Raw genomic sequence first — 25,402 nt, forward strand, 5'->3', positions numbered from 1 at the left:
GGTTCAATAGGGTGGTCCGCGAAACCCCGGCCAAAAAGGCATTCGCCAGGCGCCGGCAATTCGCCGTTTGCTAACGTCAAACGGCTCAGCTGCCGTCTTAAAACCTGGCGAACACCATTTTGACCGGCGCTCCCCGTGGGGCAGTTTGGGTGCCACACAACGTTGGCCGCATCCTTTGTCGTGGCTTGACCGCCAAGACGGTACTACTACAGGGGCCTCACACCCCGGCGGTTTCCAGCGTCTGGCACACATCCACCCATTGCCCGTCCACGATGCGCGCCAGCTCCGCCGGGCTGATGCGCACCGCGGTGTGCACATCGCCGGCGGCCGGCAGCACTTCTTCGTATACCTGCAGCGAGCTGTCCACGTATACCGGCAGCGGCTGCGCCAGGCCGAACGGGCACACGCCTCCCACCGGGTGGCCGGTCAGCTCGTGCACTTCCTCCGCCGGCAGCATGCGGCCCTTGCCGAAGGCATCCTTGAACTTGCGGTTGTCGATGCGGGCATCGCCGCGTGCCACCAGCAGCACCACGCGGCTGTCGGCCAGGCGGAAGGCCAGGGTCTTGGCGATGCGGCCCGGCTCCACGCCGTGTGCCTCGGCCGCCAGCGCCACGGTGGCGGTGCTGGTGTCCAGTTCTATGATGGGGATATCAAGCTGGCGTTCTGCAAAGAACGCGCGTACCGATTGCAAGCTCATGCCGGCCTCGTGAGTGAAAGACAGCCTACGATTATCGCCATGCCGGCGCCGGCTGCAAGCCCGTACGACTTTTGGCGAATGGTGCCGGCTGGCGGATTTCTGTAAAAAGATTGAGTTTGGCCAAAGGTTTTTCTGCGCTGCTGTGCAACATTGGCAGCCGGGCCAGCCGCCGCGGCTGGCAATAGCCGGGCATCGTGCCGGTCGGCTGTACCATCTTTTTCCGCAATCGCCGGTGTTGCCGGCACTTAAAACAGGAGTCGAATATGCAATCGCGTCGCAGTTTTCTGATTCATAGCGTGGGTGTGGTTTCCGCCCTGGCAATGGCCCGTACCGCATTGGCTGCCAGCCCGAAGGTGGACGAGAAGGACCCGGCCGCCGTATCCCTGGGTTATGCCGCCGACGCCAGCAAGATGGACAAGGCCAAGCATCCGAAATACGCCGCTGGCCAGTCCTGTAGCAACTGCCAGTTCTTCCAGGGCAAGGCCGGCGACGCTTTCGGCCCCTGTCCGATGCTGGGCGGCAAGCAGGTTTCCGCCAAGGGCTGGTGTAATGTGTATGCCAAGAAAGCCTGATTGACGGGCTGTCGCCACGGTTGGCCGCAAGGCCGCCGTGGTTTTTCGTGGTGGCAACAAGGAAGCAATAATGGGTGAATTCAGTCTGATGCACTGGCTGATCGTGCTGCTGGTGGTGATGCTGGTGTTTGGCGGCAGCAAGCTGCGCACCGCGGGCGAGGACCTGGGTGCGGCCGTGCGCGGCTTCAAGCGCGGCATGCGCGGCGACGATGCGCCCCGTCACGGTGACGAACCGGGCGCGTGAGTTCCGCGCTACACGCGCCAGCGCTGGCGTGTTTTTGATCATGGTCCGCACTGCGGGCCATTTGTTTTTGCGGCTGCCGGTGCTGCTTGCCGCAGGGGCCGGGAGGTGCGCGTCAGCGCGTCATGCGTGATCGCGCGGTTCGGTGGGTATGGGCGGCCTGGGTTGGCCGCAAGCCCTCATGCCGCCGGGTGGCGGGCCTGCAGTTCGGTAAAGGCCGGCAGGAATTCCGGGGTGACGTAGGGCTTGAGCAGCGCCAGAACCTGATGCACGCCGCGGTGGCCGGAGGCTTCGGTGATCGGCGCCTTGGGGCGTGCGGTCTGCTCGAAGGCGAACCAGAATTTCACCACCAGCCAGATGTTCACCGATACCGCTTCGATGTCTTCCAGCGCCATCTTCAGCAGCCCCAGGTGGATGAATTGGCGGAAGTGCTGTTCCAGCATGGTTTTCAGCTCGCTGTTGACGAACTGGTGGTAGTCGGCCTGCAGCTGCGGGTTGCGCGCGATCAGCCCCGGCAGGTCGTAGAACATGAAGCGGAAGCGCCACATCGCCTCGAAGGCGGTTTCCAGGTAGTTCACCAGGTCGTTCACGTCCATGCTGCGGCCTTGCGGTACGGCCAAACGTTCGGTGATGAAGCGGCGGTAGTGCAGGAAGATCTGGTAGACGATCTCTTCCTTGTTGCGGAAGTGGTAGTACAGGTTGCCCGGGCTGATGCCCAGGTGGGCGGCGATGTGGTTGGTGGTGATGCTGCGCTCGCCGTGCTCGTTGAACAGCGCCAGGCTTTCTTCAACGATGCGGTCGTAGGTCTTGATCCGGGGCTTGGGCATGGCTCAGTGGTGGTCGGCGTGGGTGTCGGGTTGGCTGCCGTTTTCCGGGAAGCAGTCAAACAAAAAGCGCCGCAGTATGGCCTGCTCGACGCGCTGCCTCTCGCGCGGCGGCACGGCGTAGCGCAGGATGATGCGGTATTCCTTTTCGCTGGCCGGCTGCAGCGAGATGCGCGGCGTTACCGACGGCGTATCCAGCAGCAGCTTGCTTTCCAGCATGGCCATGTGGGCGCGTGCGCCTTCCAGGTGGGTGGCGCACACTTCGTCGGCGATGGCCTGCAGCAGCCGCTCCGCCCGGGCCGGTTTCAGGCTGTAGGGCAGCGGGATGGTGAGGATGTGCATCACGTAGTCGCCGGTGAAGTTCTCGCGCGCCACCGCCTGGGTGAGCAGCATGCTGTTGGGGAAGCTCAGCATGCGGCCGGTGATCTGGTGCGCGTCGTGGCGCGGGCCGATCTCCAGCACGGAGGTGGACAGCATGGTGATGTCCGTCACCCGGCCGCGCAGGGTGCCGATCTCGATGATGTCACCCAGCTGGTAGGTATTGCCCAGCGAGCGCACCAGGCCGCCGCCCAGGCACATCAGCAGCTCCTTGGTGGCCACCACCAGCGCGGCGGTGAAGGCCACCATCGACAGCGCGATGGTCTGCAGCTCCTGCGCCCAGATCACCACCAGCCCGCCCATGCCGATGATGAGCATGACGTTGCGCACGTTCACCATCCAGCGGCGGCGTACTTCCACCGGTACCTGCTGGTTGGCCGCAATGGTGCGCAGGATGCTGGCGTGCACCAGCAGCAGTACCACGATCAGCACACCGGAGTGGGCGAGGGCGGTACCGTAGAGGTGCAGCAGTTCGGCAAGCCAGGCGGGCATGGGCGTTCCCGGGTCAGTCGTTGAGCTTCACCGCGTGCTCGCGGGTTTCGTGGAACACGATGTCCGGCCAGCGTTCCTGGGTCAGCGCCAGGTTGACGCGGTTGGGCGCCAGGTAAGCCAGGTTGCCGCCGGCGTCGGTGGCGATATTCATCACCAGCGCGTCGCCGAAATCGCCGAGCTTCTTGCGGTCGTCGCAGCTGAACCAGCGCGCCGACCAGATGTTGCAGGATTCGAATACCGCGTCCACGCCGTACTCCGCGGCCAGGCGCGATGCCACCACTTCGAACTGCAGCACGCCTACCGCGCCCAGGATCAGGTCGCCGCCGCTGTGCGGCTTGAATACCTGCACCGCGCCTTCTTCGCCCAGCTGCTGCAGGCCTTTCTGCAGCTGCTTGAGCTTCAGCGGGTTCTTGATGCGCACGCTGCGGAACAGCTCCGGCGCAAAGAACGGAATGCCGGTGAAGGCCAGCTCTTCGCCTTCGCTGAAGCTGTCGCCGATCTGGATATTGCCGTGGTTGGGAATGCCGATGATGTCGCCGGCAAAGGCTTCTTCCACGATCTCGCGGTCGTGCGACATGAAGGTCACCACGCTGGAGGCGGCGATGTCACGATTCAGGCGCAGGTGCTTCATCTTCATGCCGCGCTCGAACTGGCCGGAGCACACACGCAGGAAGGCGATGCGGTCGCGGTGTTTCGGGTCCATGTTTGCCTGGATCTTGAACACGAAGCCGGAGAACTTGCCTTCTACCGGGTTCACATCGCGCAGGGTGGCGTCGCGCACTTGCGGTGCCGGCGCCCAGTCGATCAGCGCGTTCAGGATCTCGCGCACGCCGAAGTTGTTGATGGCGGAGCCGAAGAACACCGGGGTCAGCTCGCCGGCCAGGAATTCGTCCAGGCTCCACTCGTTGGAGGCGCCTTTCACCAGCTCGATCTCCATGCGCAGCTGTTCCATTTCCAGCGGGAACAGTTCGTCCAGGCGCGGGTTGTCGATGCCCTTGATTACCTCGATATCGGTAATCAGCTTCTCGCTGCCGGCTTCGAACAGGATCACTTCATCGGTGAGCAGGCTGTACACGCCACGGAACGACTTGCCCATGCCGATAGGCCAGGTGATCGGCGAGCAGCGGATCTTCAGGATGCTTTCCACCTCGTCCAGCAGTTCCAGCGAATCGCGCACTTCACGGTCGTACTTGTTCATGAAGGTGACGATGGGCGTGCTGCGCAGGCGGCAGACGTTGAGCAGCTTGATGGTCTGCTCCTCCACGCCCTTGGCGGCGTCAATCACCATCAGCGCGCTGTCCACCGCGGTCAGTACCCGGTAGGTATCCTCGGAGAAATCCTGGTGGCCCGGGGTGTCCAGCAGGTTCACCGTGTGCTCGCGGTAATCGAACTGCATTACCGACGAGGCGACCGAGATGCCGCGCTGCTTTTCGATCTCCATCCAGTCGGAGGTGGCGAACTTGCCGCCTTTCTTGCCCTTCACCGTGCCGGCCATCTGGATGGCACCGGAGAACAGCAGCAGTTTTTCGGTAAGCGTGGTCTTACCGGCATCGGGGTGGGAGATGATGGCGAAGGTGCGACGGCGGGCGACTTCGTCGGCAATGCGGGTCAATTCGGCGGACATGGCTCTGGCGGTTGGAAAATTCGGAAAAAACAGCGGATTGTACTTGAGTTTGACGCTGGCGTAGAGGGGAAGGTGCGTAGCCGGCGGCGGCGCGCCCTTGCGGCCAACCTTGCTGCTGTCAGGGTCGGCTTTTATCGCCCGGCACGCTACAATTGCTGCTTTGCCGCAAGGGAGAAACGCCCGATGTTTACCGGTATCGTGCAGGGGATGGCCCGTGTGGTCGCCATCGAGGAACGACCTGGCTTTCGCACCCACCAGGTGGCCTTACCCGCCGAGCTGCTGCCCGGCCTGCAGATCGGCGCTTCGGTAGCGCACAACGGCTGCTGCCTTACCGTGACGCACATCGACGGCGATGTGGTGAGCTTCGACCTGATGGCCGAGACGCTGCGGCTGACCAATCTGGGCGAGCTGCAGGCGGGCGACGCCGTCAACGTGGAGCGCGCCGCGCGCTTTGGCGACGACATCGGCGGCCATGCCATGTCCGGCCACATCATGTGCACCGGCGAGGTGACCGATGTCATCATCACCCCCGACAACCGCACCGTATGGTTCCGCCTGCCGGTGGAACTGGCCAAATATGTGCTGAAAAAGGGCTATATCGGCATAGACGGCTGCAGCCTCACCATCGGCGATGTGCAGGGTGACCGCTTCTGCGTGCACCTGATTCCGGAAACCCTGCAGCGCACGCTGCTGGGTGTGCGCAAGGTGGGCGACCGGATCAATATCGAGATCGACCCGCAGACGCAGGCCATCGTTGATACCGTGGAACGGGTGTTGGCGGCGCGGGCAGGGCAGTAGCGGCGTGGGCTTGTTCGTCGAGGTGCCGGACAGCGCGCGGGGTTTGCAGCAGGAAAATGCCTGGCAGCAGCACTGCCGCGACCTGCAGCTGCCCTGCGTGGTGCTGCGGCTGGGCGGCAAGCACCACGCCGACGTATGCTGGGATCACATCACCTACAACCCGCTGCGCGACCAGCAACTGTTCGACATCGACACGCACGCCGTAAAAATCATTTTTCAGCGCCATGCCGGCAGCCGTTCGCGCTGCTTCATCGAAGACGGCATGGTGACGTTTACCCGGCTGGACATTGACCACGCCCGTGCTGCCGCCGCCGAGCTGTACCGGCTGGTGCAGCGCGCGGCGGGCAAACCGGCGGACGCAGAGGACAACAATATGACTATCTCCCCGATCCAGGACATCATCGCCGACATCAAGGCCGGCAAAATGGTAGTGCTGATGGATGCTGAAGACCGCGAAAACGAAGGCGACCTGGTAATGGCCGCCGAGCACGTGACGCCGGAAGCCATCAACTTCATGGCCAAGTACGGCCGTGGCCTGATCTGCCTCACGCTCACCGAAGAGCGCTGCAAACAGCTCAATCTGCCGATGATGGCCACCAACAACGGCACCAGCTTCGGCACCAACTTCACCGTGTCCATCGAGGCTGCCGAGGGCGTGACCACCGGCATTTCCGCCGCCGACCGTGCGCATACCACGCTGGTGGCGGTGGCGCGCGACGCCCGCCCCACCGACATCGTGCAGCCGGGCCACGTGTTCCCGCTCAAGGCGCAGAAGGGCGGCGTGCTGGTGCGTGCCGGCCATACCGAAGCCGGTTGCGACCTGGCGCGCCTGGGCGGGCTGGAGCCGGCATCGGTGATCTGCGAGATCATGAACGACGACGGCACGATGGCACGCCTGCCGGAGCTGCTGGAGTTCGCCCAGCAGCACGGTCTGAAAGTGGGCACCATCGCCGACCTGATCCACCACCGCAGCCGCACCGAGTGCTTCGTGGAAGAAGTGGGCCAGCGCCTGGCCGAGACCCCGTTCGGCACTTTCAAGCTGCATGTATTCCAGGACGTGCTGACCCGGGCTACCCACCTGGCGCTGGTATGCGGCCAACCCGATGCCGAGCGCGACACCCTGGTGCGCGTGCACGAGCCGCTGTCGGTCATGGATCTGCTGGATCCGATGGGCGGCAAGCACAGCTGGACGGTGCCCAACGCGCTGGAAGAAATCGCCGAACAGGGTTGCGGCGTGGTGATCCTGCTGCACCGCCCGGAATCCGGCACCGACCTGCTGGCGCGTGCGCTGCCGGAACAGGTGGATGCCAACGCTCGCCAGCGCTGGGACAGCAAGACCTTCGGCATCGGCGCGCAGATGTTGCGCGCGCTGGGGGTTGGCCGCATGAAGCTGATGGCCTCGCCGATCAACCTGCCGTCGATGACCGGTTTCGGCCTGGAAGTGACCGGCTTTGCACAGCCGGAACACGTGCACATCGATTTGGATTAGAATACGCCCCCTTATAGAGCCTGTTTACGATCGTCTGGCTGTAATAAAGATCGTGCACAGGCTCTTCGTGATTGGTTTTTGCCGCAAGGAGCTGCTGCATGCTGGATCAGGTCAACACTATCGCCCCCGATTTCTCCGGCAAGGGTCTGAAAATCGGCGTGGTCATGGGCCGTTTCAATGACAACGTCTGCCACGGCCTGCGCGATGCTTGCCTCGCCGAGCTGGTGAAGCTGGGCGTGGACGCCGGCGACATCACCCTGGCCACCGTGCCGGGCGCGCTGGAAGTGCCGCTGGTGCTGCAGACCATGGCCAAATCCCGTGCCTTTGACGCGCTGATCGCGCTGGGTGCGGTGATTCGCGGTGAGACCTATCACTTTGAACTGGTATCCAACGAATCCGGTGCCGGCGTTACCCGCGTCGGCCTGGATTTCGACATCCCGATCGCCAATGCCATCCTCACCACCGAAAACGACGAGCAGGCCGAAGTGCGCATGTCGGTAAAAGGTCGCGAGGCGGCACAGGTGGCGGTCGAGATGGTGAATCTGCACAAGGCCCTGCGCGGCTGAAGTCCTGCCCCATGGGCTCACTAGGGATGCGCATTTACGCTGGGTAAATGCCGCGTCCCTCAGTTTTTTGCCTTGTTTCGCGTGAGCTCGCTAGATCGTGAATACGCTCTGAGCCGTACGCCCGCTCTTTACCGAAGGAATTGCCGTAATGAAAACCGCCCGTCGCCGTGCCCGTGAATATGCCGTTCAGGGCATCTACGAATGGCAACTGAATGCCGATCGCCCGGCTTCGCTGATCGAAAAGCATCTGCGCGAGAACGACTACTTCCCGAAAGCCGACGAAGCCCTGTTCCGCGAGATCCTGTTCGGCGTGCTTAACGACGCCGCGCACCTGTCCAAGCTGCTGGTGCCGTTCTACGATCGTGACGCCGCCGAGGTAAGCCCGGTGGAGCGTGCCATCATGCTGATGGCGGCGTTCGAACTGACCGCCCACCCGCAGACCCCGTGCCCGGTGATCATCAACGAGGCCATCGAGATCGCCAAGACTTTCGGCGGCACCGACGGCCACAAGTTCGTCAACGGCGTGCTGGACAAGCTGGCCGCAGAAGTGCGCGCCGACGAGGTGCAGGCCATCCGCACCCGCCGCCAGGGCGCCTGAGCCGTAGCTTTTAGTTGCTGACAACACCCGCCACGGCGGGTGTTTTTCGTAGGGCGTGTGTACAAGCTCGCGAACCAAGCTCGTAGCTTGGGTTGAGTGTAGCGAAGCCCAACGTTTACCGAGACTGGTATGGCTGGCTGTCGCGGGTATGAATCGCTGGTTCAACCCGCCCTACGTGGCGCACCATTTTGCCCGGCTCGCGCCAACGGGTTTGGGGCAAGTCGTTACCGTTCTGGCGCCTGAGTAATCGGAGAAAGCCTTATGAACGGTATTGCCGCTTCGGCGAATGTTTATCTGGGTAGACCATGAACGAATTCGACCTGATCCGCCGCTACTTCACCCACCCCGCCAGCGGCGCGGTGCTGGGCGTGGGCGACGATGCCGCCATCCTGCGGCCTAGCCCCGGCCATGATCTGCACGTGTCCGCCGACATGCTGGTGTCCGGGCGCCACTTCTTTGCCGATGTCGACCCGGAGGCGCTGGGCCACAAGACGCTGGCAGTGAACCTGTCCGACATGGCCGCCATGGGTGCCACGCCGCGCTGGGCGTTGCTCACCCTGGCGCTGCCGCAGCTGGACGAGGCCTGGGTGGCGGCGTTCGCACGCGGCTTTTTCGGCCTGGCAGCGGCGCACGGCGTCAGCGTGGTGGGCGGCGATACCACCCGCGGCCCGCTGACGCTGTCGGTGACCATCATGGGCGAGACGCCGCAGGGCCAGGCGCTGCGCCGCGACGGCGCGCGTGCTGGCGACGATATATGGGTCTCCGGCCAGCTCGGCCTGGCCGCCGCCGCGCTGCACAGCCGCCTGGGCAAGCTGCCCGGCATCGCGCTGCCGGCGGACTGCCAGCAGCAGCTGGAGCGCCCGCAGCCGCGCGTCGCGCTGGGGCAACTGCTGCTGGGCATTGCCCACGCCGCGCTGGATGTATCCGACGGCTTTGCCGCCGACCTGTCGCACATCCTGCAGCGCTCGCATTGCGGTGCCGAGGTGTGGCTGGATGCCTTGCCCACCCACCCGGCGCTGCAGCCGTGGCGGGCGCAGCTGCTGCCATGCATTGCCGCCGGTGGCGACGACTACGAACTGTGCTTCACCGCGCCGCCGGAACGCGCCGCCGCAGTGGAAGCTGCCGCGCTGGCCGCCGGGGTGGCGGTGAGCAGGGTTGGCCGCATCACTACCGTGCCGGGTCTGCGCCTGCTGGCGGCGGACGGCAGCGAACTGCAACTGGAAAGGCTGGGTTATGACCACTTCGCGTAAACCGGATCTACGGTTTCTGCTGGCCAGCCCGGCGCATTTTCTGGCGCTGGGTTTCGGCAGCGGGCTGATCACCCCGGCACCCGGCACCTGGGGCACGCTGGCGGCGCTGCCGCTGGCCTGGCTGCTGCTGCAACTGGGGGTGACCGGTGCCGCGCTGGCCTGGCTCACGCTGCCGCTGTTCCTGCTCGGGGTGTGGGTGTGCGATCGCACCGGCCGTGCGCTGGGCGTGGCCGACAGCGGCCATATCGTCTGGGACGAGATTGTCGCCATGCTGCTGGTGCTGGCCTTCGTGCCGGCCACGCCGCTGGCCTGGCTGGCGGCCTTCGCTGCGTTCCGCTTTTTCGACATCATCAAGCCGTGGCCGATTCGCTGGCTGGATGCGCATGTGCACGGTGGCTTCGGCGTGATGCTGGACGATATCGTTGCTGGCATCTTCGCCACAGTTGTATTGAAATTGATACATTCAATATGAAATAAGCATTGTTTTGCCGCTTTTGCCTGCGTACGATGTGGCGAAATTTTTTGCGGCAATGGCTATGCGGTTTCATGTGGACGATGGCTTGATTGCAAGCCTGGCTCAGACGGAACAATGCTGGCTGGTGCTGGATGCGCATGGTGTGATCCACCATCGCAACCCGCCGGCCAGTTTGCTTTTGGGTACTGCCCTGATGCCGGGGCAGGCCCTGCCACCGCTTGCGCCCTGCGCCTTGCTGGGCGAGGGCAGCAGCCTGCTGGATCTGGCCCAGCTGGCGCTGGACGAACTCACCCTGGGGGTGCAGCTGCAGCCGCCGCAGGCCGGCTGGCAGCTATGCCGGCTGGTGGACCTGACACCGGCGCTGCAGCAGGAGCATGAGCGCCGCCAGCGCGAGTGCTACCTTTCGGTGCTATCCGAGCTGTCCAGCCTGCCCGAGAAGAACCGCGTGCGCCGGCTGGAATTGGCGCTGTCCCACGCCGCCGAGGCGCTGGGCCTGCAGGCCGGGCTGGTGACGCGCTACTGCGGTGACGCGCTGGAGGTGGTGGCGCACTGCGCGCCGCAGCCGTTCAGCCACGGCACCCTGTTGCCGCTGGAGCTGATGTACTGCGAGCACACCTTGCGCAGCAACAGCCTGCTGGCGGTGCACGACATCCTGGACAGTGTGCTGGCCGACAGCGCCTGCTACCGGCAGACCGGCATCCGCAGCTATATCGGCATCCCGCTGGAGGTGGACGGCCAGCGCTATGGCACGCTGGCGTTCTGGGGGCTGCCGCCACATGCGCCGTTCACCGAGGCCGATGCGCAGTTCGTGCGCCACCTGGCGCGCTGGGTGGGCATCGGCCTGGAGCGCAAGTTGGCCGCAGACGAGCTGTCGCTGTCCTATCGCATCCTGGAAGAACAACTGGACTGGCTGCGCCTGGCAGGGCAGGTGGCGCGGCTGGGGCACTGGAGCTACTCGCCGCGCAGCGGCTGGGTGACGCTGTCCGCCGAGGCCTGCGCGCTGCTGGCATTGCCGCGCCAGCACCTGCCGCTGAGCGAGGTGGAGCGGCGCATGGTAGTGGAAGACCGCCAGCGCTGGCGCAAGGCCTTCACCGGCTGCCTGTATGAAAGTGGCGAGCTGCAGCAGGAGGTGCGGCTGCGGCAGCAGGACGACCGCGTCAGCTGGCTGTCGCTGCGCGCGCAACTGGTGGAGCGCGGCGACGGCCCGCTGCTGTTCGGCGTGCTGATGGATGTGACCGAGGCCAAGGAATCTCAGCAGCTGATCCTGTACCAGGCTTCGCACGACGGGCTCACCGGCTGCGTCAACCGCGTGCTGCTGTTCGACCGCCTGGAGCAGGAAATCCGCCGCTGCGAACGTCTGCAGCAGTCGTTCAGCCTGATGTTCATCGATCTGGACCGTTTCAAGCTGGTGAACGACCACCACGGCCACGATGCCGGCGACAAGGTGCTGATGGCCATCGCCAACCGCCTGCAGCGCATGCTGCGCACCACCGACACCGTGGCGCGGGTGGGCGGCGACGAGTTCGTGCTGCTGCTGCCGGGCATGGCGCCGGGGCGCGGTCTGGCTATGCTGCAGCAGGAGGTACTGGCGCAGATCGAGCGCCCGGTGCGCGATGGCCGCCACAGCTACCGGGTGTCGGCCAGCATGGGCGTGGCCAGCTACCCGCAGGATGGCGGCGATGCCGGTGCGCTGCTCAAATTTGCCGACGGCCGCATGTACCAGGAGAAGCGCCCGGCACGGCACTGAACGGCTGCGCCGTGCCGCATTGGCAGCGCTAAGCCCGGCATACCAGGAGAACAACATGGCAACTGCGGCTTCGGATGAAGCATTATCGGCATCGGCGTGCATCGACCGGCGCATCGCCGAGCTGGCCGACTGGCGCGGCGAGCTGCTGCGGCGGGTACGAGAACTGATTCACGAGGCGGAGCCGGAAGTGGTCGAGGAGTGGAAGTGGATGGGCACGCCGGTGTGGTCGCGGCACGGCATCATCTGCACCGGCGAGGCCTACCAGGCGAAAATCAAGCTGACCTTCGCCAAGGGCGCCATGCTGGCGGACCCGGCCGGGCTGTTCAATGCCAGCCTCGACGGCAATGTGCGCCGCGCCATCGACATCGGCGCCGGAGAGGTGCTTGATGCCGATGCCTTCAAGGCGCTGATTCGCGCTGCGGTGGCGCTGAATGCCGCCAAGCCGGCCAAACGCAAGGCGTCGAAGTAGGCGGTGTGCCGGGGCGTGTAGCCCTGGTGGCCGTTGTGCGGTGCTGGCAACGCGGTAGAGTAAAGACCCTGCCGACAGACATGCGGCCAACCTTAAGGTTGGCCGCATGGGTTGGTGCCACCAGTCCGGGGGCACCGCTTGTCTGTTACTCAGTGCGGTTTGGCGTATTTGGCCACGCCGGTGACATCGATCAGCACGCAGCGCTGATCCCCCACCACCCAGGCATCGTGGCCGGGCGGCATGTAAAAGGCATCTCCCGGGCCGTACTCCATTTGCGAGCCATCATCCATCTTGACGACGATGCGGCCTTCCAGCACCACGCCGGTGTGAGCGGCCTGGCAGGAGTCGGTGCCGGCCAGCGGTTTGACGTGCTCGCTCCAGCGCCAGCCGGGTTCGAACTCGCCGCGGCCCATGGTCATATCTCCCAGCGTGACCACGGCCAGCCTGCCCATGTCATCCTTGAACGGGCGAAGCTCATCCGGCTCGTTCAGGGCCTTCTTTTCCAGCATTTGTGACATTTCAGCGTCCTCCAGAAGTATCCCTTGATCAAGATGTCCAGGCGGACGAAACGGGAGGCAACCATGCTCTTGCTGCGCCGGCCAGTCAGGCGGAGCAAGGCGCTTGTGCTGCGGGCGCTGCTGCGGCTGGCCGGAAATCCGCCAAACGATTCGCTGGAATCGAACTGAATCAATTGCTTGTGCCCCGTGCGCTAACGCTCGCCCGCACGGGAGTTGGGCCTTAACTATAGTGGATCGCCACGGCTTTGGCCGTGGCTGGGGAGGGTGCTTGAATCCGCTGCGGGGATGATGATTTAGCCCGTAGGGCGGGCTGGCCGCAGGCCATACCCGCGTGGAGTTGCCGGGTCTCGCGGGTATGAACCTCTGGTTCAACCCGCCCTGCGCTGGGCGCCGTTGCCGCAATGTCGGTGTTGCAGCCCGTAGGGCGGGTTGGCCGCAGGCCATACCCGCACGCAGTTGCCGGGCCTCGCGGGTATGAACCGCTGGTTCAACCCGCCCTGCGCCGGGCGCCGTTATCGCAATGTCGGTGTTGCAGCCTGTAGGGCGGGTTGGCCGCAGGCCATACCCGCGCGCAGTTGCCGGGTCACGCGGGTATGAACCGCTGGTTCAACCCGCCCTACGCCGGGCACCGTTACCGCATGGCCGGTGCCGGGGGCTCTGGCGACGGGTGTTGCCACAAAGACAACGGCCACCTTGCCGGTAGCCGTGTGGGGTGAAGCATGCGGCCAACGTTGGCCGCAGGGAGCGGGTCAGCCTACGAATTCCACCGGGACAAAGTAGCTGCGGCCGGTGCGGGTGAGCAGTACCTGCGGCTGGCCTTCCACCACGCTGCGGAATGCGCGCGGCAGGCGTTTCCAGTCACGGAACATCATCTTGATCGCTGCGTTGTCTTGCTTGCTCATGTTTGACTCCTTGCCATCAATCCACGGCGTGGATCACGTTGGTCACGACACCCCAGATAAAGAAGCTGGCGCCTTCCGGTACTTCGATCGGGCTGAAATCCGGGTTTTCCGGCAACAGGCGGATGCGGCCGGCGGAGCGTTCCAGCCGCTTCACCGTCAGTTCATCGTTGATCACCGCTACCACCACCTTGCCGTTGCGCGGCTCCAGCGAGCGGTCCACCACCAGCAGGTCGCCATCGTGGATGCCGGCGTTGAGCATGGAATCGCCCTTGACCGTGACCAGGAAGGTGGAGGCCGGCTTGCGCACCAGGTGCTCGTTCAGGTCGATGTCGGCTTCTTTCAGATCATCGCCCGGCACCGGCGAGCCGGCCGGCACGCGGCTGGCGAACAGCGGCAGCGACAGGTTCTGCAGCGCCTCGCCCAGCAGGGCGATGTCGCCGGCGGCGTTGTTGCGCAGGCCGCGCAGGATGCGGTATTCATCCAGCCAGCCTTCCAGCACCGGTTTCAGTGGTTCCGGTACCCGCATGGCAATGGTCTTGTCGCCGCCGAAGCGGGACTTGCGGCCGGCACCTTCGCGTTTTCCACCTTGGGTCATATGGCGTCCTCCTGTTGATTTGATTCTGTACGAATTCAAATAACAAGGCAAGAACGCAGTGCGTTACGGCTGGGGGAGTGTGGCGTTTTTGTCGATAAGCCGATGTGCTTGCTTATCGCCGGGCAGGCGGCCCCGCCACCGGGCCGCCGCCTGTCTTGCTGCCGATTGGGGCAGCTCAGCCGGGCTTGCGGCCAACCACCTGCAGCACCGCGGCGCGGCCGGTGTGCAGGCGGCCTTCCACCACCTCGCGCTCGATTTCCGCACAGCGCAGCAAGTCCAGCCCGGCCAGCTCGTTACGCACCAGTGCCGGCTCCAGCAGCATGTCCGCGTCCTTCGGCCCGCCGGTGCTGTAGGCCAGCTGGCGCGGGGTGTAGCCTTCCATGATCAGCAGGCCGCCGGGCTTGAGTGCGCGCACCGTACCGGCCAGCACGCGCCGGCGCAGCGGGCCGGGCAGGTGGCAGAACACCGATACGATGGCGTCCCACTGCGCTTCGCCCAGCGCGTACTGCTCCAGGTTGGCCAGCGTGGCCGTCACCGACAGCTCGGCGGCGTCGGCTCGCTGCAGCAGCTTGGCCAGGCCGCTCCATGCGGCATCCACCGCGGTGAGCTGGTGGCCCAGGCTGGCCAGGTACAGCGCATTGCGGCCTTCGCCTTCACCCAGGCTCAGTACCCGGCTGTCGGGGGCGAGCAGGCCGGCCTGTTCGCGCAGAAAATCGTTGGGCGCCTCGCCGTAGGCGTATTCCGGCCCGCTAAAGCGCTGGTTCCAGAAGGCGGCAAGCTCACTCATGGCATGTCCTTTACTGTCGGGCCGGGGCTAGTTTTCGTCCGCCTCGACCTCGGCGGCGATGCGGGCGCGGATGTCGGCGAAGAAGCGATGGATGGCCGGCACCGCGGCGCCGATTTCACCCAGCCAGGCGTCTTTCTGTTCGCGGCTGGCGCCGTCGATGAAGGGGCGCATCTCCGGGTCCGGGTGGCGCTCGAAGGCCAGCGCCAGGATGGGCGCCAGCGCCGGTGCGTTGTCGGCATCGTCGAACAGCAGCTGCCAGTCTTCGGCCATCAGCTGCATGCCCTGGTAGAAGCCTTCCGCCCAGTCGTTGCCGTGCACTTCGCCGGCGGCGTCCGGGCTCAACCAGGGCGCAAAGTCGTCGTGCTGCAGCGCGTGGCTGATGTCGTGCCAGTGGCCGCTTACCAGCCGCGCGAAGCGTTCCAGATCCTTGGGGCTGTGGAAGGCGTCTTCGTCGTCGAAGGCATCGCCCAGGATCAGCGGCAGGCAGTCCTGCGGCGACAGCGATTCCGGGCCGGCCAGCAACGCGGCCAGAAAGCCGTCCAGTTGCTCCAGGTTCATCGCGCCCTGGGCAGCAAAGCGCTGCAGCAGGGTCTCCAGGCGCTGGTAATCCTGCTCGCTGAGCGGGGTGTGTTTCATGTTGGCCATCCGGCAAAAAGGGTAAGGCGGCATTATCCGCTAAAATGGCCGCCTTGCGCCCGCTGTGCGGGCATCCGATGGAGTATGCGTGTCAGTCCGATTCTGCCCCTTGCCGCCGCGCGACGGTGTGCATGCCAGCTGCGTGGTGTTGCCGCACGAGGCATGGCCCAGCCTGCTGGCCTACCTGCTGCGGCGTTTTGCCCACGTGGCGGACAGCTGGCAGCAAAGGTTGGCCGCAGGTGAGCTGTGGGATGATGCTGGCCAGCCCTTGCCGGCGGATGCGCCGTATCGGCCCGGTCAGCGGCTGTGGTACTTCCGCAGCGTGGCTGGCGAAACGCCGGTGCCGTTCGATATCGATATCCTGTACCACGACGAACGCCTGCTGGTGGTGGACAAACCGCACTTCCTGGCCTGCGTGCCCGGCGGCCGCCACCTGCACGAGACGGTGCTCACCCGGCTGCGGCGCGACCCGGCGCTGGCAGACGCATCGCCCATTCACCGGCTGGATCGCGAAACCGCCGGCGTGATGCTGTTCTGCCTGGAGCCGGCAGCACGCGGCGCCTACCAGCGGCTGTTCGAAGCGCGCGCGGTGTACAAGTGCTACGAGGCGATTGCGCCGTATCGCGCCGATCTCGCACTGCCGCTGCAGCATCGCAGCCGGCTGCAGGAGCTGCCGGGCGGCTTCGTGATGCAGGAGGTGGTCGGCGAGCCGAACAGCGATACGCTGATCGAGCTGCTGCAACAGCGCGGCGACTGGGCGCAGTACCGGCTGACGCCGGGCAGCGGCAAGAAGCACCAGCTGCGCGCGCACCTGGCGGCGCTGGGCATCGCCATTGCCAATGACCCGTGGTACCCGGTATTCCACAATGACAAGGCCGCGGACGATTTCAGTCGCCCGCTGGCGCTGCTGGCGCGGCGCATTGCCTTTACCGACCCCATCGATGGCCAGCAACGGGTATTCGACAGCCGGCGAGCGCTGGCCTGGCCACAGGAGGCAACATGCTGCAATTGAACGGGCCGCAGGAACTGGGCGGCTTGCTGCTGGCCGGTGGTGAAGGCCGCCGCATGGGCGGCCAGGACAAGGGCCTGCTGCCGCTATGCGGCCAACCGCTGGCCGCACACGTGCTGGCGCGGCTGGCGCCGCAGCTGGGCTGGCTGGCGATCAGCGCCAACCGCAGCCTGGCGGATTACCGCCGCTTCGGCCTGCCGCTGTGGACCGACGCTGTCGCCTGGCAGGGCATGGGCCCGCTGGCGGCGCTGGCCACGGCAACAGACCAGCTGCCGCCGCACATCGCGCTGCTGCAGCTGGCGCCGTGCGACACGCCGGACCTGCCGGCGGATCTCTCCGCCACCCTGGCGGCGGCACTGGCGGCCGGCGATGCCGATATCGCATTGCCGGTAACGCCGCAGGGGCCGCAGCCTGCCTGCCTGCTGCTCAAGGTGGGCGTACTGGCCAGCGTGGCGCCGTATCTGGCCGGCGGCCAGCGCAGCATCCGCGGCTGGCTGGCCACGCAGCGGGTGGTGGAGGTGCCGTTTGCCGACGCGGCGGCGTTTGCCAATGCCAACGACCCGGCAACATTGGCCGCATTGGCGGCCGGGCGCAGCGGTGCCTGAGGCCGGCCCGCTGGCTGCACGCTGCCTGGCTGGGCTACACTGCCGCATCGATATGCCAGCCGCACCTTGCGGCGCTCAATGCTGCCCATGACGCATCCCGTTCACCCGCTTCACCCGGAGCCTGTCCCGCTGCTGCCCTATATCGGCAAGTGGCTGCTGCTGTCCGCCGCGGTGGCGGCGCTGGCCGGCAGCGCCTCGGCGCTGTTCCTGTTTTCCCTTGAGTGGGCTACCGCCACCCGCGAGGCGTCGCGCTGGCTGCTGTGGCTGCTGCCGCTGGCCGGCTTCGGCGTGGGCTGGCTGTACCTGCGCTATGGCCAGCAGGTGGAAGCCGGCAACAATCTGCTGATCGACGAGATCCACGACCCGAAGAAGGTGATTCCGCTGCGCATGGCGCCGCTGGTGCTGGGCGGCACCGTGCTGTCGCACCTGTTCGGCGCCTCGGTGGGGCGCGAGGGTACCGCGGTGCAGATGGGGGGTGCGCTGGCCGACCAGCTCACCCGGCTGTTTCGCCTGCAGCATGAAGACCGCCGCATCATCCTGATGGCCGGCATCAGCGCCGGCTTCGCCTCGGTGTTCGGCACCCCGCTGGCCGGTGCGGTGTTCGGGCTGGAGGTGCTGGCCATCGGCCGCCTGCGCTACGACGCCATTCTGCCGTGCATGCTGGCGGCGATCCTGGCCGACCGCATCAGCCTGCTGTGGGGCGTGCAGCACAGCCATTACCTGGTGCCGCATATCCCGGCGGTAACGGCCTGGGGGCTGGCGGCGATGCTGCTGGCCGGCGCGCTGTTCGGCCTCACCGGCAAACTGTTCGCCGATGCCACCCACGCACTGACCGCCTGGGTGAAACGGCGCATCGCCTACGCGCCGCTGCGGCCGCTGGCCGGTGGCCTGCTGCTGGCGGTGCTGGCCTGGAGTTTGCCGCTGGACCGCTACCTGGGGTTGGGCATTCCCACCATTGTCGAGGCGTTCCGGCAGCCGCTGGCGCCGTACGATTTTGCCGCCAAGCTGGCGCTGACGGTGCTGTCGCTGGGCAGCGGCTTCAAGGGCGGCGAGGTGACGCCGCTGTTCTACATCGGCGCCACGCTGGGCAATGCGCTGGCGCCGCTGCTGCAGTTGCCGCTGCCGCTGATGGCCGGCATCGGCTTCGTGGCGGTGTTCGCCGGAGCGGCCAACACGCCGCTGGCTTCCACGCTGATGGCGATGGAACTGTTCGGTAGCGACATCGGCATCTACGCCGCGCTGGCCTGCGTGGTGAGCTATCTGTGTTCCGGCCATTCCGGCATCTACAAGGCGCAGCGGCTGGGGCAGGGCAAGCATCGGCCGGTGCCGGAGGGCCTGCGCCTGGGCGAGTTGTCGCGGGCGCCGGAGCAGTCGCGGGAGCAGCCGCCATGTTGACTGCGCTGCGCAGTCTGCCCCGTACCGTCTGGCTGCTGGGCCTGATCAGCCTGCTGAACGACAGCGCCAGCGACATGCTGTATCCGCTGTTGCCGCTGTACCTGGCGTCGGTGCTGATGGCCGGGCCGCAGGTGCTGGGGCTGGTCGAGGGCATCGCCGAGGCCACCGCCAGCCTGCTCAAGCTGTTTTCCGGGGTGATGCTGGACCGGCGCGGGCGCAGCAAGCCGTGGATTGTGTGGGGTTACGCGCTGGCCGGCTTTGGCCGCCCGCTGATCGCCTTCGTCAGCAGCTGGCCGTGGCTGCTGGCCATCCGCTTTGCCGACCGGGTGGGCAAGGGGCTGCGCAGTTCGCCGCGCGATGCACTGCTGGCGGCCAGTGTCGAGCCGTCGCGGCGCGGGCTGGCCTTCGGCCTGCACCGGGCGATGGACAATGCCGGCGCAGTGGTGGGGCCGCTGCTGGCCGCGGGGCTGCTGGCCGCCGGGCTGTCGCTGCGCCAGGTGTTCCAGTGGGCCATCGTGCCGGCGCTGCTGTGCCTGGCGCTGGCGCTGGCATTGCGCGAACCGGCGCCGCAGGCGCATGCCGCTGCCAGTACGGCGTTCGACTGGCGCTGGCGCCAGCTGCCGCAGGTGTTGCGCCGCTACCTGCTGGTACTGGCGCTGTTCACGCTGGGCAACTCTTCCAATATGTTCCTGCTGCTGCGCGCCCGCGATCTGGGCGTGCCACAGGCCGAGGTACCGCTGCTGTGGGCCGGGGTGTCGGCGGTGGCCATGCTGTTCGGCACGCCGCTGTCGGCGCTGTCGGATAGGGTTGGCCGCATGCGCCTGCTCCTGGCCGGTTATGCCAGCTATGCGCTGATCTACCTGCTGCTGGGCAGCCTGACGCAGGGCGGCTGGGCGCTGTACCTGCTGATCACCGCCTACGGCCTGTTCCTCGCCGCTACCGAAGGGGTGGAGAAGGCGCTGCTGGCCGACATCGCGCCGCCGGATCGCCGCGGCACCGCCTTCGGCTGGTTCAATCTGGTGGCCGGCCTCTGCCTGCTGCCGGCTTCGCTGCTGTTCGGCGAGCTGTACCAGCATGTATCGCCGTTTGCCGCCTTCGCCGTGGCTGCCGCCTGCGCCGCCGGCGCCGCGGTGCTGCTGCGCTGGTGGGTGGCGCCGCTGCTGCCGGCCGGCCAGCGCTGATACCGCCTCATCCCGCCATATTGTGCGGCCAACACGTTGGCCGCACGACCGCCTTGTCGTAAATCAACAAGTGCTCGTCTGCTGCAAGCTATCGATACCGGGCCAAGTCGCCAAGAATGCATTCACCCTGGCACTTGAACACGGATACGTCCATGGCAAACCGTTACTCTTTCTGGAGCCTGCTCAAACACGGGCTCAAACATCATGAAACCTGGCAGCCTGCCTGGCGCACGCCGCAGCTCAAGTCGCGTTACGACGTGATCATCATCGGCGGTGGCGGCCATGGTTTGGCCACCGCCTACTACCTGGCCAAGAACCACGGCGTCAAGAACGTGGCGGTGCTCGAGAAAGGCTATCTCGGCGGCGGCAACACCGCCCGCAACACCACCATCGTGCGCTCCAACTACCTGTGGGACGAATCGGCCCACCTGTACGAGCACGCGCTCAAGCTGTGGGAAGGGCTGTCGCAGGAGCTGAACTTCAACGTGATGTTCAGCCAGCGCGGGGTGATGAACCTCGGCCACACCCTGCAGGACATGCGCGACATCGAGCGCCGGGTGAACGCCAACGTGCTGAACGGCATCGACGGCGTGATCCTGTCGCCCAAGGAAATCCAGGACATCGTGCCGCTGATGGATGTNGGTGCCAGCACCCGCTTCCCGGTGATGGGCGCCAGCTACCAGCCGCGCGGCGGGGTGGCACGTCACGATGCGGTGGCCTGGGGCTTTGCCCGCGCCGCCAGCGAGCTGGGCGTGGACCTGATCGAGCAGTGCGAAGTCACCGGCATGATCATCGAGGATGGCCGNATCAAGGGCGTGCATACCAGCCAGGGCGATGTGTTCGCCGACCGTGTCGGCTGTGTCGCCGCCGGCAGCACCTCCACCCTGGCCAAGATGGCCAAGGTGCGGCTGCCGCTGGAGAGCCACCCGCTGCAGGCCTTCGTGTCCGAATCGATGAAGCCGTGCCTGGATACCGTGGTGATGTCCAACGCGGTGCACGGCTATGTCAGCCAGTCCGACAAGGGCGAGCTGGTGATCGGTGCCGGTATCGACAGCTACCTGGGCTACGGCCAGCGCGGCAGCCCGCATGTGATCGAGCACACTGCCGCCGCCATCATCGAGCTGTTCCCCAGCTTCTCGCGCGTGCGGCTGAACCGCCAGTGGGGCGGCATCGTGGACGTGGCACCGGATGCCTGTCCGATCATCGGCAAGTCGCCGGTGAAGGGGCTGTATTTCAACTGCGGCTGGGGTACCGGTGGCTTCAAGGCCACGCCGGGCTCGGGTCACGTGTTCGCCCACACCATCGCCAACGATGCGCCGCATCCGCTGAACGCCGCCTTTGCGCTGGACCGTTTCAGCTCCGGCCACCTGATTGACGAACACGGCGCCGCCGGCGTAGCCCACTAAGGAGAAGCTTGCCCACAAACCCCTCCCTGCGTTGTTGCGCCGCCTTGCCGTACGATTAGTACTGTCTGCGGCGGCGCGCCTAGCAGGGACCGCTACGCTGGGGTTTGTGAACAAGCTTGAGGAGGAGAGTTCGATGTTCCAGCTTCACTGTCCGCACTGCGGGGCCACCCGCGAGGAAGAAGAATTCAGCTATGCCGGCGAGGCCTATATTGCCCGCCCGGCCAGCCCGGAAGATGCCAGCGACGCCGAATGGGGCGATTACCTGTTCATGCGCAAGAACACCCGCGGCTGGTTCTGGGAGCAATGGCAGCACACCGCCGGCTGCCGCAAGGTGTTCGTCGTCAAGCGTCACACCGCCAGTTACCAGATTGCCGGCAGCTGGACGCTGGCAGAAGGCAAAGCGCATTACCTGAAGGAGAGCGAAGCATGAGCGCCTACCGTGTCCACCGCAGCAGCCAGCGCATCAACAGCCAGGCGCCGCTGCAGTTCACTTTCGACGGCAAGCGCATGCAGGGCTTTGCCGGCGATACCCTGGCCTCGGCGCTGATCGCCAATGGCGTCAAGCTGATCGGCCGCAGCTTCAAGTACGGCCGCCCGCGCGGCATCATCGGCCACGGCTCGGAAGAGCCGAACGCGCTGATCCAGCTGGAAACCGGCGCGCTGACCGTGCCGGACCTGAAAGCCACCCAGGTGGAGCTGTATGACGGCCTGTCCGCCACCACCACCACCGGCTTCCCGTCGCTGAACTTCGACCTCAAGGGTCTGGCCGGCACCTTCAGCCGCTTCATGCCGCCGGGCTTCTACTACAAGACCTTCATGGGCCCGGTGAAAGCCGCCTGGCCGCTGTACGAGAAGATGATCCGCAAGGCCGCCGGCTATGGCCGCGCGCCGGTGGAAGCCGACCCGGAATTCTACGACCACCTGCACCACCACGTAGACGTGCTGGTAGTGGGCGGTGGCGCCTGCGGCCTGTGGGCCGCCACCCTGGCCGGCCGCGCCGGCCTCAAGACCCTGCTGGTGGACGAACAGAACGAAGCCGGCGGCTGGATGCTGTCCGACGCCAGCGCCCAGATCGACGGCAAGCCGGCGATGCAGTGGGTGGGCGAGCGCCTGGCCGAGCTGGACAGCCTGGGCAACGTCAGCGTACTGACCCGCACCACCGCCTTCGCGCTGCACGAACAGAACCTGGTACAGGCGCTGGAACTGCGCCAGGACCACCTGGCACCGGGCAGCCGCGACCGCAGCCAGCCGCGTCAGCGCCTGCACAAGATCCGCGCCCACCACGTGGTGCTGGCCGCCGGCGCCATCGAACGCCCGCTGGTCTTCGGCAACAACGACCGCCCGGGGGTGATGACCGCCGCCGCCGGCCAGACCTACCTCAACCGCTACGGCGTTGCCGTTGGCCGCAACGTGCTGCTGATGACGCACAACGATGCCGCCTACGACACCGCCCGCGACCTGGCCAGCGCCGGCAGCCGCGTCACCCTGGTGGACACCCGCCTGCGCGGTGCCGCCGACTGGCGCCTGCAGCAGGCCAAGCAGGCCGGCGTCGAACTGCTGCTGGGCTACGGCATTGCCGAAGTGCACGGCAGGACCGCCGTCAGCGGCGCACAGCTGGTACAGCTGGACCCGTTCACCAACACCGTGCGCGGCAAAGGCCCGCGCCTGTCGGCCGACAGCATCCTGTCCTCCGGCGGCCTCACCTCCACCGTACACCTGTTCTGCCACAACACCGGCCGCCCGTACTGGAAGGAAGAAAGCCTGTCCTTCGTGGTACCGGACGAAGGCCGCCAGGGCATCAGCTGTGCCGGCGCCATCACCGGCCGCTGGGAACTGGCCGGCGCACTGGCACAGACCCACGCCGCCACCAGCGCCATGCTGGCCGGCTTCGGCCGCAGCACCCACGGCGACTGCCCGCAGGGCGGCGAGCACGAAGTGGCCGCCACCCGCCGCCTGTTCCGCGTGCCGGACGGCCTGGCGGAAGGCCATGGCGCCAAAGCCTTCATCGACTTCCAGAACGACGTCTCCGCCGCCGACATCCACCTGGCGGTGCGCGAGAACTACCGCTCCATCGAACACGTCAAGCGCTACACCGCGCTGGGCTTCGGTACCGACCAGGGCAAACTGTCCAACGTCAACGGCTTCGCCATCGCCGCCGAAGCACTGGGCAAACCGATCTCCGCGGTGGGCACCACCACCTACCGCCCGGCCTACACCCCGGTGACCTTCGGTGCACTGGCCGGCAGCCACAAGGCCGACACCTTCGAACCGCGCCGCTACACCGCCATGCAGGCCTCGCACCTCAAGCGTGGCGCCCTGTTCGAGACCGTCGGCCAGTGGATGCGCCCGTGGTACTTCCCCAAGGGCAAGGAAACCTTGCACCAGGCCGTGGACCGCGAATGCCTGGCCACCCGTAACAGCGTGGGCGTGATGGATGCCTCCACCCTCGGCAAGATCGACGTGAAAGGCCCGGACGCGCGCGAATTCCTCAACCGCATCTACTCCAACGCCTGGAGCAAGCTGGACCCGGGCAAGTGCCGCTACGGCCTGATGCTGGACGAGAACGGCATGGTGATGGACGACGGCGTGACCGCCTGCCTGGCGGACGACCACTTCCACATGACCACCACCACCGGCGGCGCCGCCCGCGTGCTGAACTGGCTGGAACGCTGGCACCAGACCGAATGGCCGGAGCTGAAAGTACGCTTCACCTCCACCACCGACCACTGGAGCACCACCGCGGTCGTGGGGCCGAAGAGCCGCGCCGTACTGCAGAAACTGTGCAGCGACATCGACCTGTCCGCCGAGAACTTCAAGTTCATGGACTGGCGCGAAGGCACCGTTGCCGGCGTACCGGCCAAAGTGTTCCGCATCTCCTTCTCCGGCGAACTGGCGTACGAGATCAACGTCGATGCCTGCTACGGCCACTACATCTGGGAACAGGTGATGGCTGCCGGCGCCGAGTTCGACATCACCCCGTACGGCACCGAGACCATGCACGTACTGCGTGCCGAGAAGGGCTTCATCATCGTCGGCCAGGATACCGACGGCTCGATGACCCCGATCGACTTGGCCATGGGCTGGGCCGTGGGCATGAAAAAGCCGTTCAGCTTCCTTGGCAAACGCTCGCTGAGCCGCTCCGACACCGTGCGCAGCGACCGCAAACAACTGGTGGGCCTGTACACCGCAGACCCGAAAGTAGTGCTGACCGAAGGCGCGCAGATCCTGTCCACGCCGGACGCCACACCGCCGGCGGCCATGCAGGGCCACGTCACCTCCAGCTACCACAGCGCCTTCCTTGGCCGCTCCATCGCCATGGCCGTGCTCAAGGGTGGCAGCCAGCGCAGCGGCGACACCGTCTACGTGTGGGCGCAGGGCAAGATGTACCCGGCCAAAGTGGTTTCCTCCGTATTCGTCGATCAAGAAGGGGTGCGCCAACATGCCTAACTTCCAACCCTCCCTGCAGTCCCCGCTGGTGAACTTCAACCTGGCGGCGGAAACCGTACTGGCCGACAACAGCCAGCTGGCGCGCGCCAACGAACTGCCGCTGTTGGGCTACATCGCCATCCGTGGCGAGCTGGCGGATGCCGCCATCGCCGCCGCGGTCAGCAGCGTCACCGGTGCGGCAGTGCCGGCGGCGGAACGGTTCAGCAGCGGCGAAGGCGGCGTGCTGGTCTGGGTGTCGCCGGACGAGTTGCTGCTGGTGACCCGTCGCGCCGAACTGGGCGCCAGGTTGGCCGCATTCGACGCAGCCTTCGCCGGCCTGTTCGCCCACGCGGTGGACAACAGCGGCGGGCTGACCTGCGTGTCGCTGTCCGGTGCCGAACATGTGACCGTGCTGCGCCACATGGGGGTGTACGACTTCGAATCGCTGGCGGTGGGCCAGGCGGTGAGCACCGTGCTGGGCAAGGCGGGGGGCACCGTGCTGCGGCTGGAGGACGATGGTGTGTTCCTGCTGATCCGCCGCAGCTTTGCGGACTACCTGTGGCTGCTGCTGCGCAAGGTGGCGGCACCGTATCGCTTCGCGGTGGCGAAGCTGCCGGAATCCGGCAGCCACCCGCTGCTGCGCCTGCTGGATCGTCAGCATGGGGCTTCGGCACGCAAAGCGGTTACTGCTTAAACCTGGCTCTATCCATTTCGCCACGGCG

At 66.2% G+C, this 25,402-nt stretch carries 27 protein-coding genes; 18 read left to right on the forward strand and 9 right to left on the reverse strand.

The annotated features are described in order from the left end of the window. Positions 1 to 217 precede the first annotated feature (217 nt). Positions 218 to 697: a YbaK/EbsC family protein gene (locus PSELUDRAFT_RS13615; protein WP_088967349.1), complete on the reverse strand. Its 480-nt coding sequence runs from the start codon at positions 695 to 697 to the stop codon at positions 218 to 220. Between the two features lie 263 nt (positions 698 to 960). Between PSELUDRAFT_RS13615 and PSELUDRAFT_RS13620 the strand changes: the two genes are divergently transcribed. Both PSELUDRAFT_RS13620 and tatA read left to right on the forward strand, forming a co-directional pair. After that, positions 961 to 1,269, forward strand: coding sequence for a high-potential iron-sulfur protein (locus tag PSELUDRAFT_RS13620; RefSeq protein WP_088967350.1), 309 nt, complete (start codon positions 961 to 963; stop codon positions 1,267 to 1,269). A 70-nt stretch (positions 1,270 to 1,339) separates the two neighbouring features. Then, positions 1,340 to 1,513, forward strand: coding sequence for a twin-arginine translocase TatA/TatE family subunit (gene tatA / locus PSELUDRAFT_RS13625; RefSeq protein ID WP_088967351.1), 174 nt, complete (start codon positions 1,340 to 1,342; stop codon positions 1,511 to 1,513). A gap of 176 nt (positions 1,514 to 1,689) precedes the next feature. Here tatA and PSELUDRAFT_RS13630 read toward each other — a convergent pair whose 3' ends face one another. Genes PSELUDRAFT_RS13630 through PSELUDRAFT_RS13640 form a run of 3 tightly spaced genes read right to left on the reverse strand, consistent with a single transcriptional unit; the run spans position 1,690 to position 4,828 of the window. After that, complete coding sequence (locus PSELUDRAFT_RS13630; protein ID WP_088967352.1) at positions 1,690 to 2,337, reverse strand: TetR/AcrR family transcriptional regulator; 648 nt, start codon at positions 2,335 to 2,337, stop codon at positions 1,690 to 1,692. A gap of 3 nt (positions 2,338 to 2,340) precedes the next feature. Next, positions 2,341 to 3,204 (reverse strand): mechanosensitive ion channel family protein, encoded by an 864-nt coding sequence (locus tag PSELUDRAFT_RS13635; RefSeq protein WP_088967353.1) that lies wholly within the window; start codon positions 3,202 to 3,204, stop codon positions 2,341 to 2,343. Between the two features lie 13 nt (positions 3,205 to 3,217). After that, complete coding sequence (locus tag PSELUDRAFT_RS13640) at positions 3,218 to 4,828, reverse strand: peptide chain release factor 3 (protein ID WP_088967354.1); 1,611 nt, start codon at positions 4,826 to 4,828, stop codon at positions 3,218 to 3,220. Positions 4,829 to 5,011: 183 nt separating this feature from the next. On the opposite strand from PSELUDRAFT_RS13640, the gene PSELUDRAFT_RS13645 reads away from it, so the two are divergent. The 8 genes from PSELUDRAFT_RS13645 (at position 5,012) to PSELUDRAFT_RS13680 (ending at position 12,220) form a co-directional block, all read left to right on the forward strand. Continuing rightward, positions 5,012 to 5,626, forward strand: coding sequence for a riboflavin synthase subunit alpha (locus tag PSELUDRAFT_RS13645; protein WP_088967355.1), 615 nt, complete (start codon positions 5,012 to 5,014; stop codon positions 5,624 to 5,626). A gap of 373 nt (positions 5,627 to 5,999) precedes the next feature. Next, a complete protein-coding gene (gene ribBA / locus PSELUDRAFT_RS13650) occupies positions 6,000 to 7,115 on the forward strand; it encodes a bifunctional 3,4-dihydroxy-2-butanone-4-phosphate synthase/GTP cyclohydrolase II (protein ID WP_088968502.1) in 1,116 nt (371 codons plus the stop codon). Positions 7,116 to 7,213: 98 nt separating this feature from the next. Then, positions 7,214 to 7,681, forward strand: a complete 468-nt coding sequence (ribH, locus tag PSELUDRAFT_RS13655; protein ID WP_088967356.1) for a 6,7-dimethyl-8-ribityllumazine synthase — start codon at positions 7,214 to 7,216, stop codon at positions 7,679 to 7,681. A 148-nt stretch (positions 7,682 to 7,829) separates the two neighbouring features. Further along, complete coding sequence (nusB, locus tag PSELUDRAFT_RS13660) at positions 7,830 to 8,279, forward strand: transcription antitermination factor NusB (RefSeq protein ID WP_088967357.1); 450 nt, start codon at positions 7,830 to 7,832, stop codon at positions 8,277 to 8,279. 305 nt (positions 8,280 to 8,584) lie between these two features. Beyond that, a complete protein-coding gene (gene thiL, locus PSELUDRAFT_RS13665; protein ID WP_088967358.1) occupies positions 8,585 to 9,529 on the forward strand; it encodes a thiamine-phosphate kinase in 945 nt (314 codons plus the stop codon). Further along, positions 9,513 to 10,001 (forward strand): phosphatidylglycerophosphatase A, encoded by a 489-nt coding sequence (locus PSELUDRAFT_RS13670; RefSeq protein ID WP_088967359.1) that lies wholly within the window; start codon positions 9,513 to 9,515, stop codon positions 9,999 to 10,001. Before thiL ends, PSELUDRAFT_RS13670 begins: the two co-directional genes overlap by 17 nt. 88 nt (positions 10,002 to 10,089) lie before the next feature. Further along, entirely contained in the window at positions 10,090 to 11,751 is a 1,662-nt protein-coding gene (locus tag PSELUDRAFT_RS13675; RefSeq protein ID WP_157725131.1) for a sensor domain-containing diguanylate cyclase, read from the forward strand. 55 nt (positions 11,752 to 11,806) lie between these two features. Further along, a complete protein-coding gene (locus PSELUDRAFT_RS13680; protein ID WP_088967361.1) occupies positions 11,807 to 12,220 on the forward strand; it encodes a DUF1801 domain-containing protein in 414 nt (137 codons plus the stop codon). Between the two features lie 149 nt (positions 12,221 to 12,369). Here the strand turns inward: PSELUDRAFT_RS13680 and PSELUDRAFT_RS13685 are convergent, their stop codons facing one another. The 5 genes from PSELUDRAFT_RS13685 to PSELUDRAFT_RS13700 all read right to left on the reverse strand — a co-directional run bounded on the left by PSELUDRAFT_RS13685 (position 12,370) and on the right by PSELUDRAFT_RS13700 (position 15,658). After that, complete coding sequence (locus PSELUDRAFT_RS13685; RefSeq protein WP_088967362.1) at positions 12,370 to 12,738, reverse strand: cupin domain-containing protein; 369 nt, start codon at positions 12,736 to 12,738, stop codon at positions 12,370 to 12,372. A gap of 749 nt (positions 12,739 to 13,487) precedes the next feature. Continuing rightward, positions 13,488 to 13,640 (reverse strand): hypothetical protein, encoded by a 153-nt coding sequence (locus PSELUDRAFT_RS19615; protein WP_164497431.1) that lies wholly within the window; start codon positions 13,638 to 13,640, stop codon positions 13,488 to 13,490. A gap of 16 nt (positions 13,641 to 13,656) precedes the next feature. Continuing rightward, complete coding sequence (locus PSELUDRAFT_RS13690; RefSeq protein WP_088967363.1) at positions 13,657 to 14,235, reverse strand: LexA family transcriptional regulator; 579 nt, start codon at positions 14,233 to 14,235, stop codon at positions 13,657 to 13,659. 175 nt (positions 14,236 to 14,410) lie between these two features. After that, positions 14,411 to 15,022: a bifunctional 2-polyprenyl-6-hydroxyphenol methylase/3-demethylubiquinol 3-O-methyltransferase UbiG gene (locus PSELUDRAFT_RS13695; protein WP_088967364.1), complete on the reverse strand. Its 612-nt coding sequence runs from the start codon at positions 15,020 to 15,022 to the stop codon at positions 14,411 to 14,413. Between the two features lie 27 nt (positions 15,023 to 15,049). Beyond that, entirely contained in the window at positions 15,050 to 15,658 is a 609-nt protein-coding gene (locus PSELUDRAFT_RS13700) for a UPF0149 family protein (RefSeq protein ID WP_088968503.1), read from the reverse strand. Positions 15,659 to 15,746: 88 nt separating this feature from the next. Here PSELUDRAFT_RS13700 and PSELUDRAFT_RS13705 point away from each other — a divergent pair, with 88 nt between their 5' ends. The 8 genes from PSELUDRAFT_RS13705 to PSELUDRAFT_RS13740 all read left to right on the forward strand — a co-directional run bounded on the left by PSELUDRAFT_RS13705 (position 15,747) and on the right by PSELUDRAFT_RS13740 (position 25,374). Next, positions 15,747 to 16,670 (forward strand): pseudouridine synthase, encoded by a 924-nt coding sequence (locus PSELUDRAFT_RS13705; RefSeq protein ID WP_231895221.1) that lies wholly within the window; start codon positions 15,747 to 15,749, stop codon positions 16,668 to 16,670. Further along, entirely contained in the window at positions 16,658 to 17,272 is a 615-nt protein-coding gene (mobA, locus tag PSELUDRAFT_RS13710) for a molybdenum cofactor guanylyltransferase MobA (protein WP_088967365.1), read from the forward strand. Before PSELUDRAFT_RS13705 ends, mobA begins: the two co-directional genes overlap by 13 nt. A gap of 87 nt (positions 17,273 to 17,359) precedes the next feature. Next, positions 17,360 to 18,667, forward strand: a complete 1,308-nt coding sequence (locus PSELUDRAFT_RS13715) for a voltage-gated chloride channel family protein (RefSeq protein ID WP_088968505.1) — start codon at positions 17,360 to 17,362, stop codon at positions 18,665 to 18,667. Then, positions 18,661 to 19,848 carry an MFS transporter gene (locus tag PSELUDRAFT_RS13720; protein ID WP_088967366.1) on the forward strand — a complete coding sequence of 396 codons (1,188 nt, stop codon included), beginning with the start codon at positions 18,661 to 18,663 and terminating at the stop codon, positions 19,846 to 19,848. The genes PSELUDRAFT_RS13715 and PSELUDRAFT_RS13720 overlap by 7 nt, the downstream gene beginning before the upstream one ends. 152 nt (positions 19,849 to 20,000) lie before the next feature. Beyond that, positions 20,001 to 21,254 (forward strand): sarcosine oxidase subunit beta family protein, encoded by a 1,254-nt coding sequence (locus PSELUDRAFT_RS13725; protein WP_088967367.1) that lies wholly within the window; start codon positions 20,001 to 20,003, stop codon positions 21,252 to 21,254. A gap of 133 nt (positions 21,255 to 21,387) precedes the next feature. Next, positions 21,388 to 21,684 (forward strand): sarcosine oxidase subunit delta, encoded by a 297-nt coding sequence (locus PSELUDRAFT_RS13730; RefSeq protein ID WP_088967368.1) that lies wholly within the window; start codon positions 21,388 to 21,390, stop codon positions 21,682 to 21,684. After that, positions 21,681 to 24,701 carry a sarcosine oxidase subunit alpha family protein gene (locus tag PSELUDRAFT_RS13735; RefSeq protein WP_088967369.1) on the forward strand — a complete coding sequence of 1,007 codons (3,021 nt, stop codon included), beginning with the start codon at positions 21,681 to 21,683 and terminating at the stop codon, positions 24,699 to 24,701. The genes PSELUDRAFT_RS13730 and PSELUDRAFT_RS13735 overlap by 4 nt, the downstream gene beginning before the upstream one ends. Further along, complete coding sequence (locus tag PSELUDRAFT_RS13740; RefSeq protein ID WP_088967370.1) at positions 24,694 to 25,374, forward strand: sarcosine oxidase subunit gamma; 681 nt, start codon at positions 24,694 to 24,696, stop codon at positions 25,372 to 25,374. Before PSELUDRAFT_RS13735 ends, PSELUDRAFT_RS13740 begins: the two co-directional genes overlap by 8 nt. Positions 25,375 to 25,402: the final 28 nt, after the last annotated feature.

Origin of the sequence: Vogesella sp. LIG4 (genome assembly GCF_900090205.1) — a bacterium.
Lineage (GTDB): Bacteria > Pseudomonadota > Gammaproteobacteria > Burkholderiales > Chromobacteriaceae > Vogesella.

Excerpts from the sequence above, each read along its gene's own strand:
- PSELUDRAFT_RS13615 (WP_088967349.1), bottom strand. The coding sequence starts at position 697 with ATGAGCTTGCAATCGGTACGCGCGTTCTTTGCAGAACGCCAGCTTGAT.
- PSELUDRAFT_RS13620 (WP_088967350.1), top strand. The coding sequence starts at position 961 with ATGCAATCGCGTCGCAGTTTTCTGATTCATAGCGTGGGTGTGGTTTCC.
- tatA (WP_088967351.1), top strand. The coding sequence starts at position 1,340 with ATGGGTGAATTCAGTCTGATGCACTGGCTGATCGTGCTGCTGGTGGTG.
- PSELUDRAFT_RS13630 (WP_088967352.1), bottom strand. The coding sequence starts at position 2,337 with ATGCCCAAGCCCCGGATCAAGACCTACGACCGCATCGTTGAAGAAAGC.
- PSELUDRAFT_RS13635 (WP_088967353.1), bottom strand. The coding sequence starts at position 3,204 with ATGCCCGCCTGGCTTGCCGAACTGCTGCACCTCTACGGTACCGCCCTC.
- PSELUDRAFT_RS13640 (WP_088967354.1), bottom strand. The coding sequence starts at position 4,828 with ATGTCCGCCGAATTGACCCGCATTGCCGACGAAGTCGCCCGCCGTCGC.
- PSELUDRAFT_RS13645 (WP_088967355.1), top strand. The coding sequence starts at position 5,012 with ATGTTTACCGGTATCGTGCAGGGGATGGCCCGTGTGGTCGCCATCGAG.
- ribBA (WP_088968502.1), top strand. The coding sequence starts at position 6,000 with ATGACTATCTCCCCGATCCAGGACATCATCGCCGACATCAAGGCCGGC.
- ribH (WP_088967356.1), top strand. The coding sequence starts at position 7,214 with ATGCTGGATCAGGTCAACACTATCGCCCCCGATTTCTCCGGCAAGGGT.
- nusB (WP_088967357.1), top strand. The coding sequence starts at position 7,830 with ATGAAAACCGCCCGTCGCCGTGCCCGTGAATATGCCGTTCAGGGCATC.
- thiL (WP_088967358.1), top strand. The coding sequence starts at position 8,585 with ATGAACGAATTCGACCTGATCCGCCGCTACTTCACCCACCCCGCCAGC.
- PSELUDRAFT_RS13670 (WP_088967359.1), top strand. The coding sequence starts at position 9,513 with ATGACCACTTCGCGTAAACCGGATCTACGGTTTCTGCTGGCCAGCCCG.
- PSELUDRAFT_RS13680 (WP_088967361.1), top strand. The coding sequence starts at position 11,807 with ATGGCAACTGCGGCTTCGGATGAAGCATTATCGGCATCGGCGTGCATC.
- PSELUDRAFT_RS13685 (WP_088967362.1), bottom strand. The coding sequence starts at position 12,738 with ATGTCACAAATGCTGGAAAAGAAGGCCCTGAACGAGCCGGATGAGCTT.
- PSELUDRAFT_RS19615 (WP_164497431.1), bottom strand. The coding sequence starts at position 13,640 with ATGAGCAAGCAAGACAACGCAGCGATCAAGATGATGTTCCGTGACTGG.
- PSELUDRAFT_RS13690 (WP_088967363.1), bottom strand. The coding sequence starts at position 14,235 with ATGACCCAAGGTGGAAAACGCGAAGGTGCCGGCCGCAAGTCCCGCTTC.
- PSELUDRAFT_RS13695 (WP_088967364.1), bottom strand. The coding sequence starts at position 15,022 with ATGAGTGAGCTTGCCGCCTTCTGGAACCAGCGCTTTAGCGGGCCGGAA.
- PSELUDRAFT_RS13700 (WP_088968503.1), bottom strand. The coding sequence starts at position 15,658 with ATGAAACACACCCCGCTCAGCGAGCAGGATTACCAGCGCCTGGAGACC.
- mobA (WP_088967365.1), top strand. The coding sequence starts at position 16,658 with ATGCTGCAATTGAACGGGCCGCAGGAACTGGGCGGCTTGCTGCTGGCC.
- PSELUDRAFT_RS13715 (WP_088968505.1), top strand. The coding sequence starts at position 17,360 with ATGACGCATCCCGTTCACCCGCTTCACCCGGAGCCTGTCCCGCTGCTG.
- PSELUDRAFT_RS13720 (WP_088967366.1), top strand. The coding sequence starts at position 18,661 with ATGTTGACTGCGCTGCGCAGTCTGCCCCGTACCGTCTGGCTGCTGGGC.
- PSELUDRAFT_RS13730 (WP_088967368.1), top strand. The coding sequence starts at position 21,388 with ATGTTCCAGCTTCACTGTCCGCACTGCGGGGCCACCCGCGAGGAAGAA.
- PSELUDRAFT_RS13735 (WP_088967369.1), top strand. The coding sequence starts at position 21,681 with ATGAGCGCCTACCGTGTCCACCGCAGCAGCCAGCGCATCAACAGCCAG.
- PSELUDRAFT_RS13740 (WP_088967370.1), top strand. The coding sequence starts at position 24,694 with ATGCCTAACTTCCAACCCTCCCTGCAGTCCCCGCTGGTGAACTTCAAC.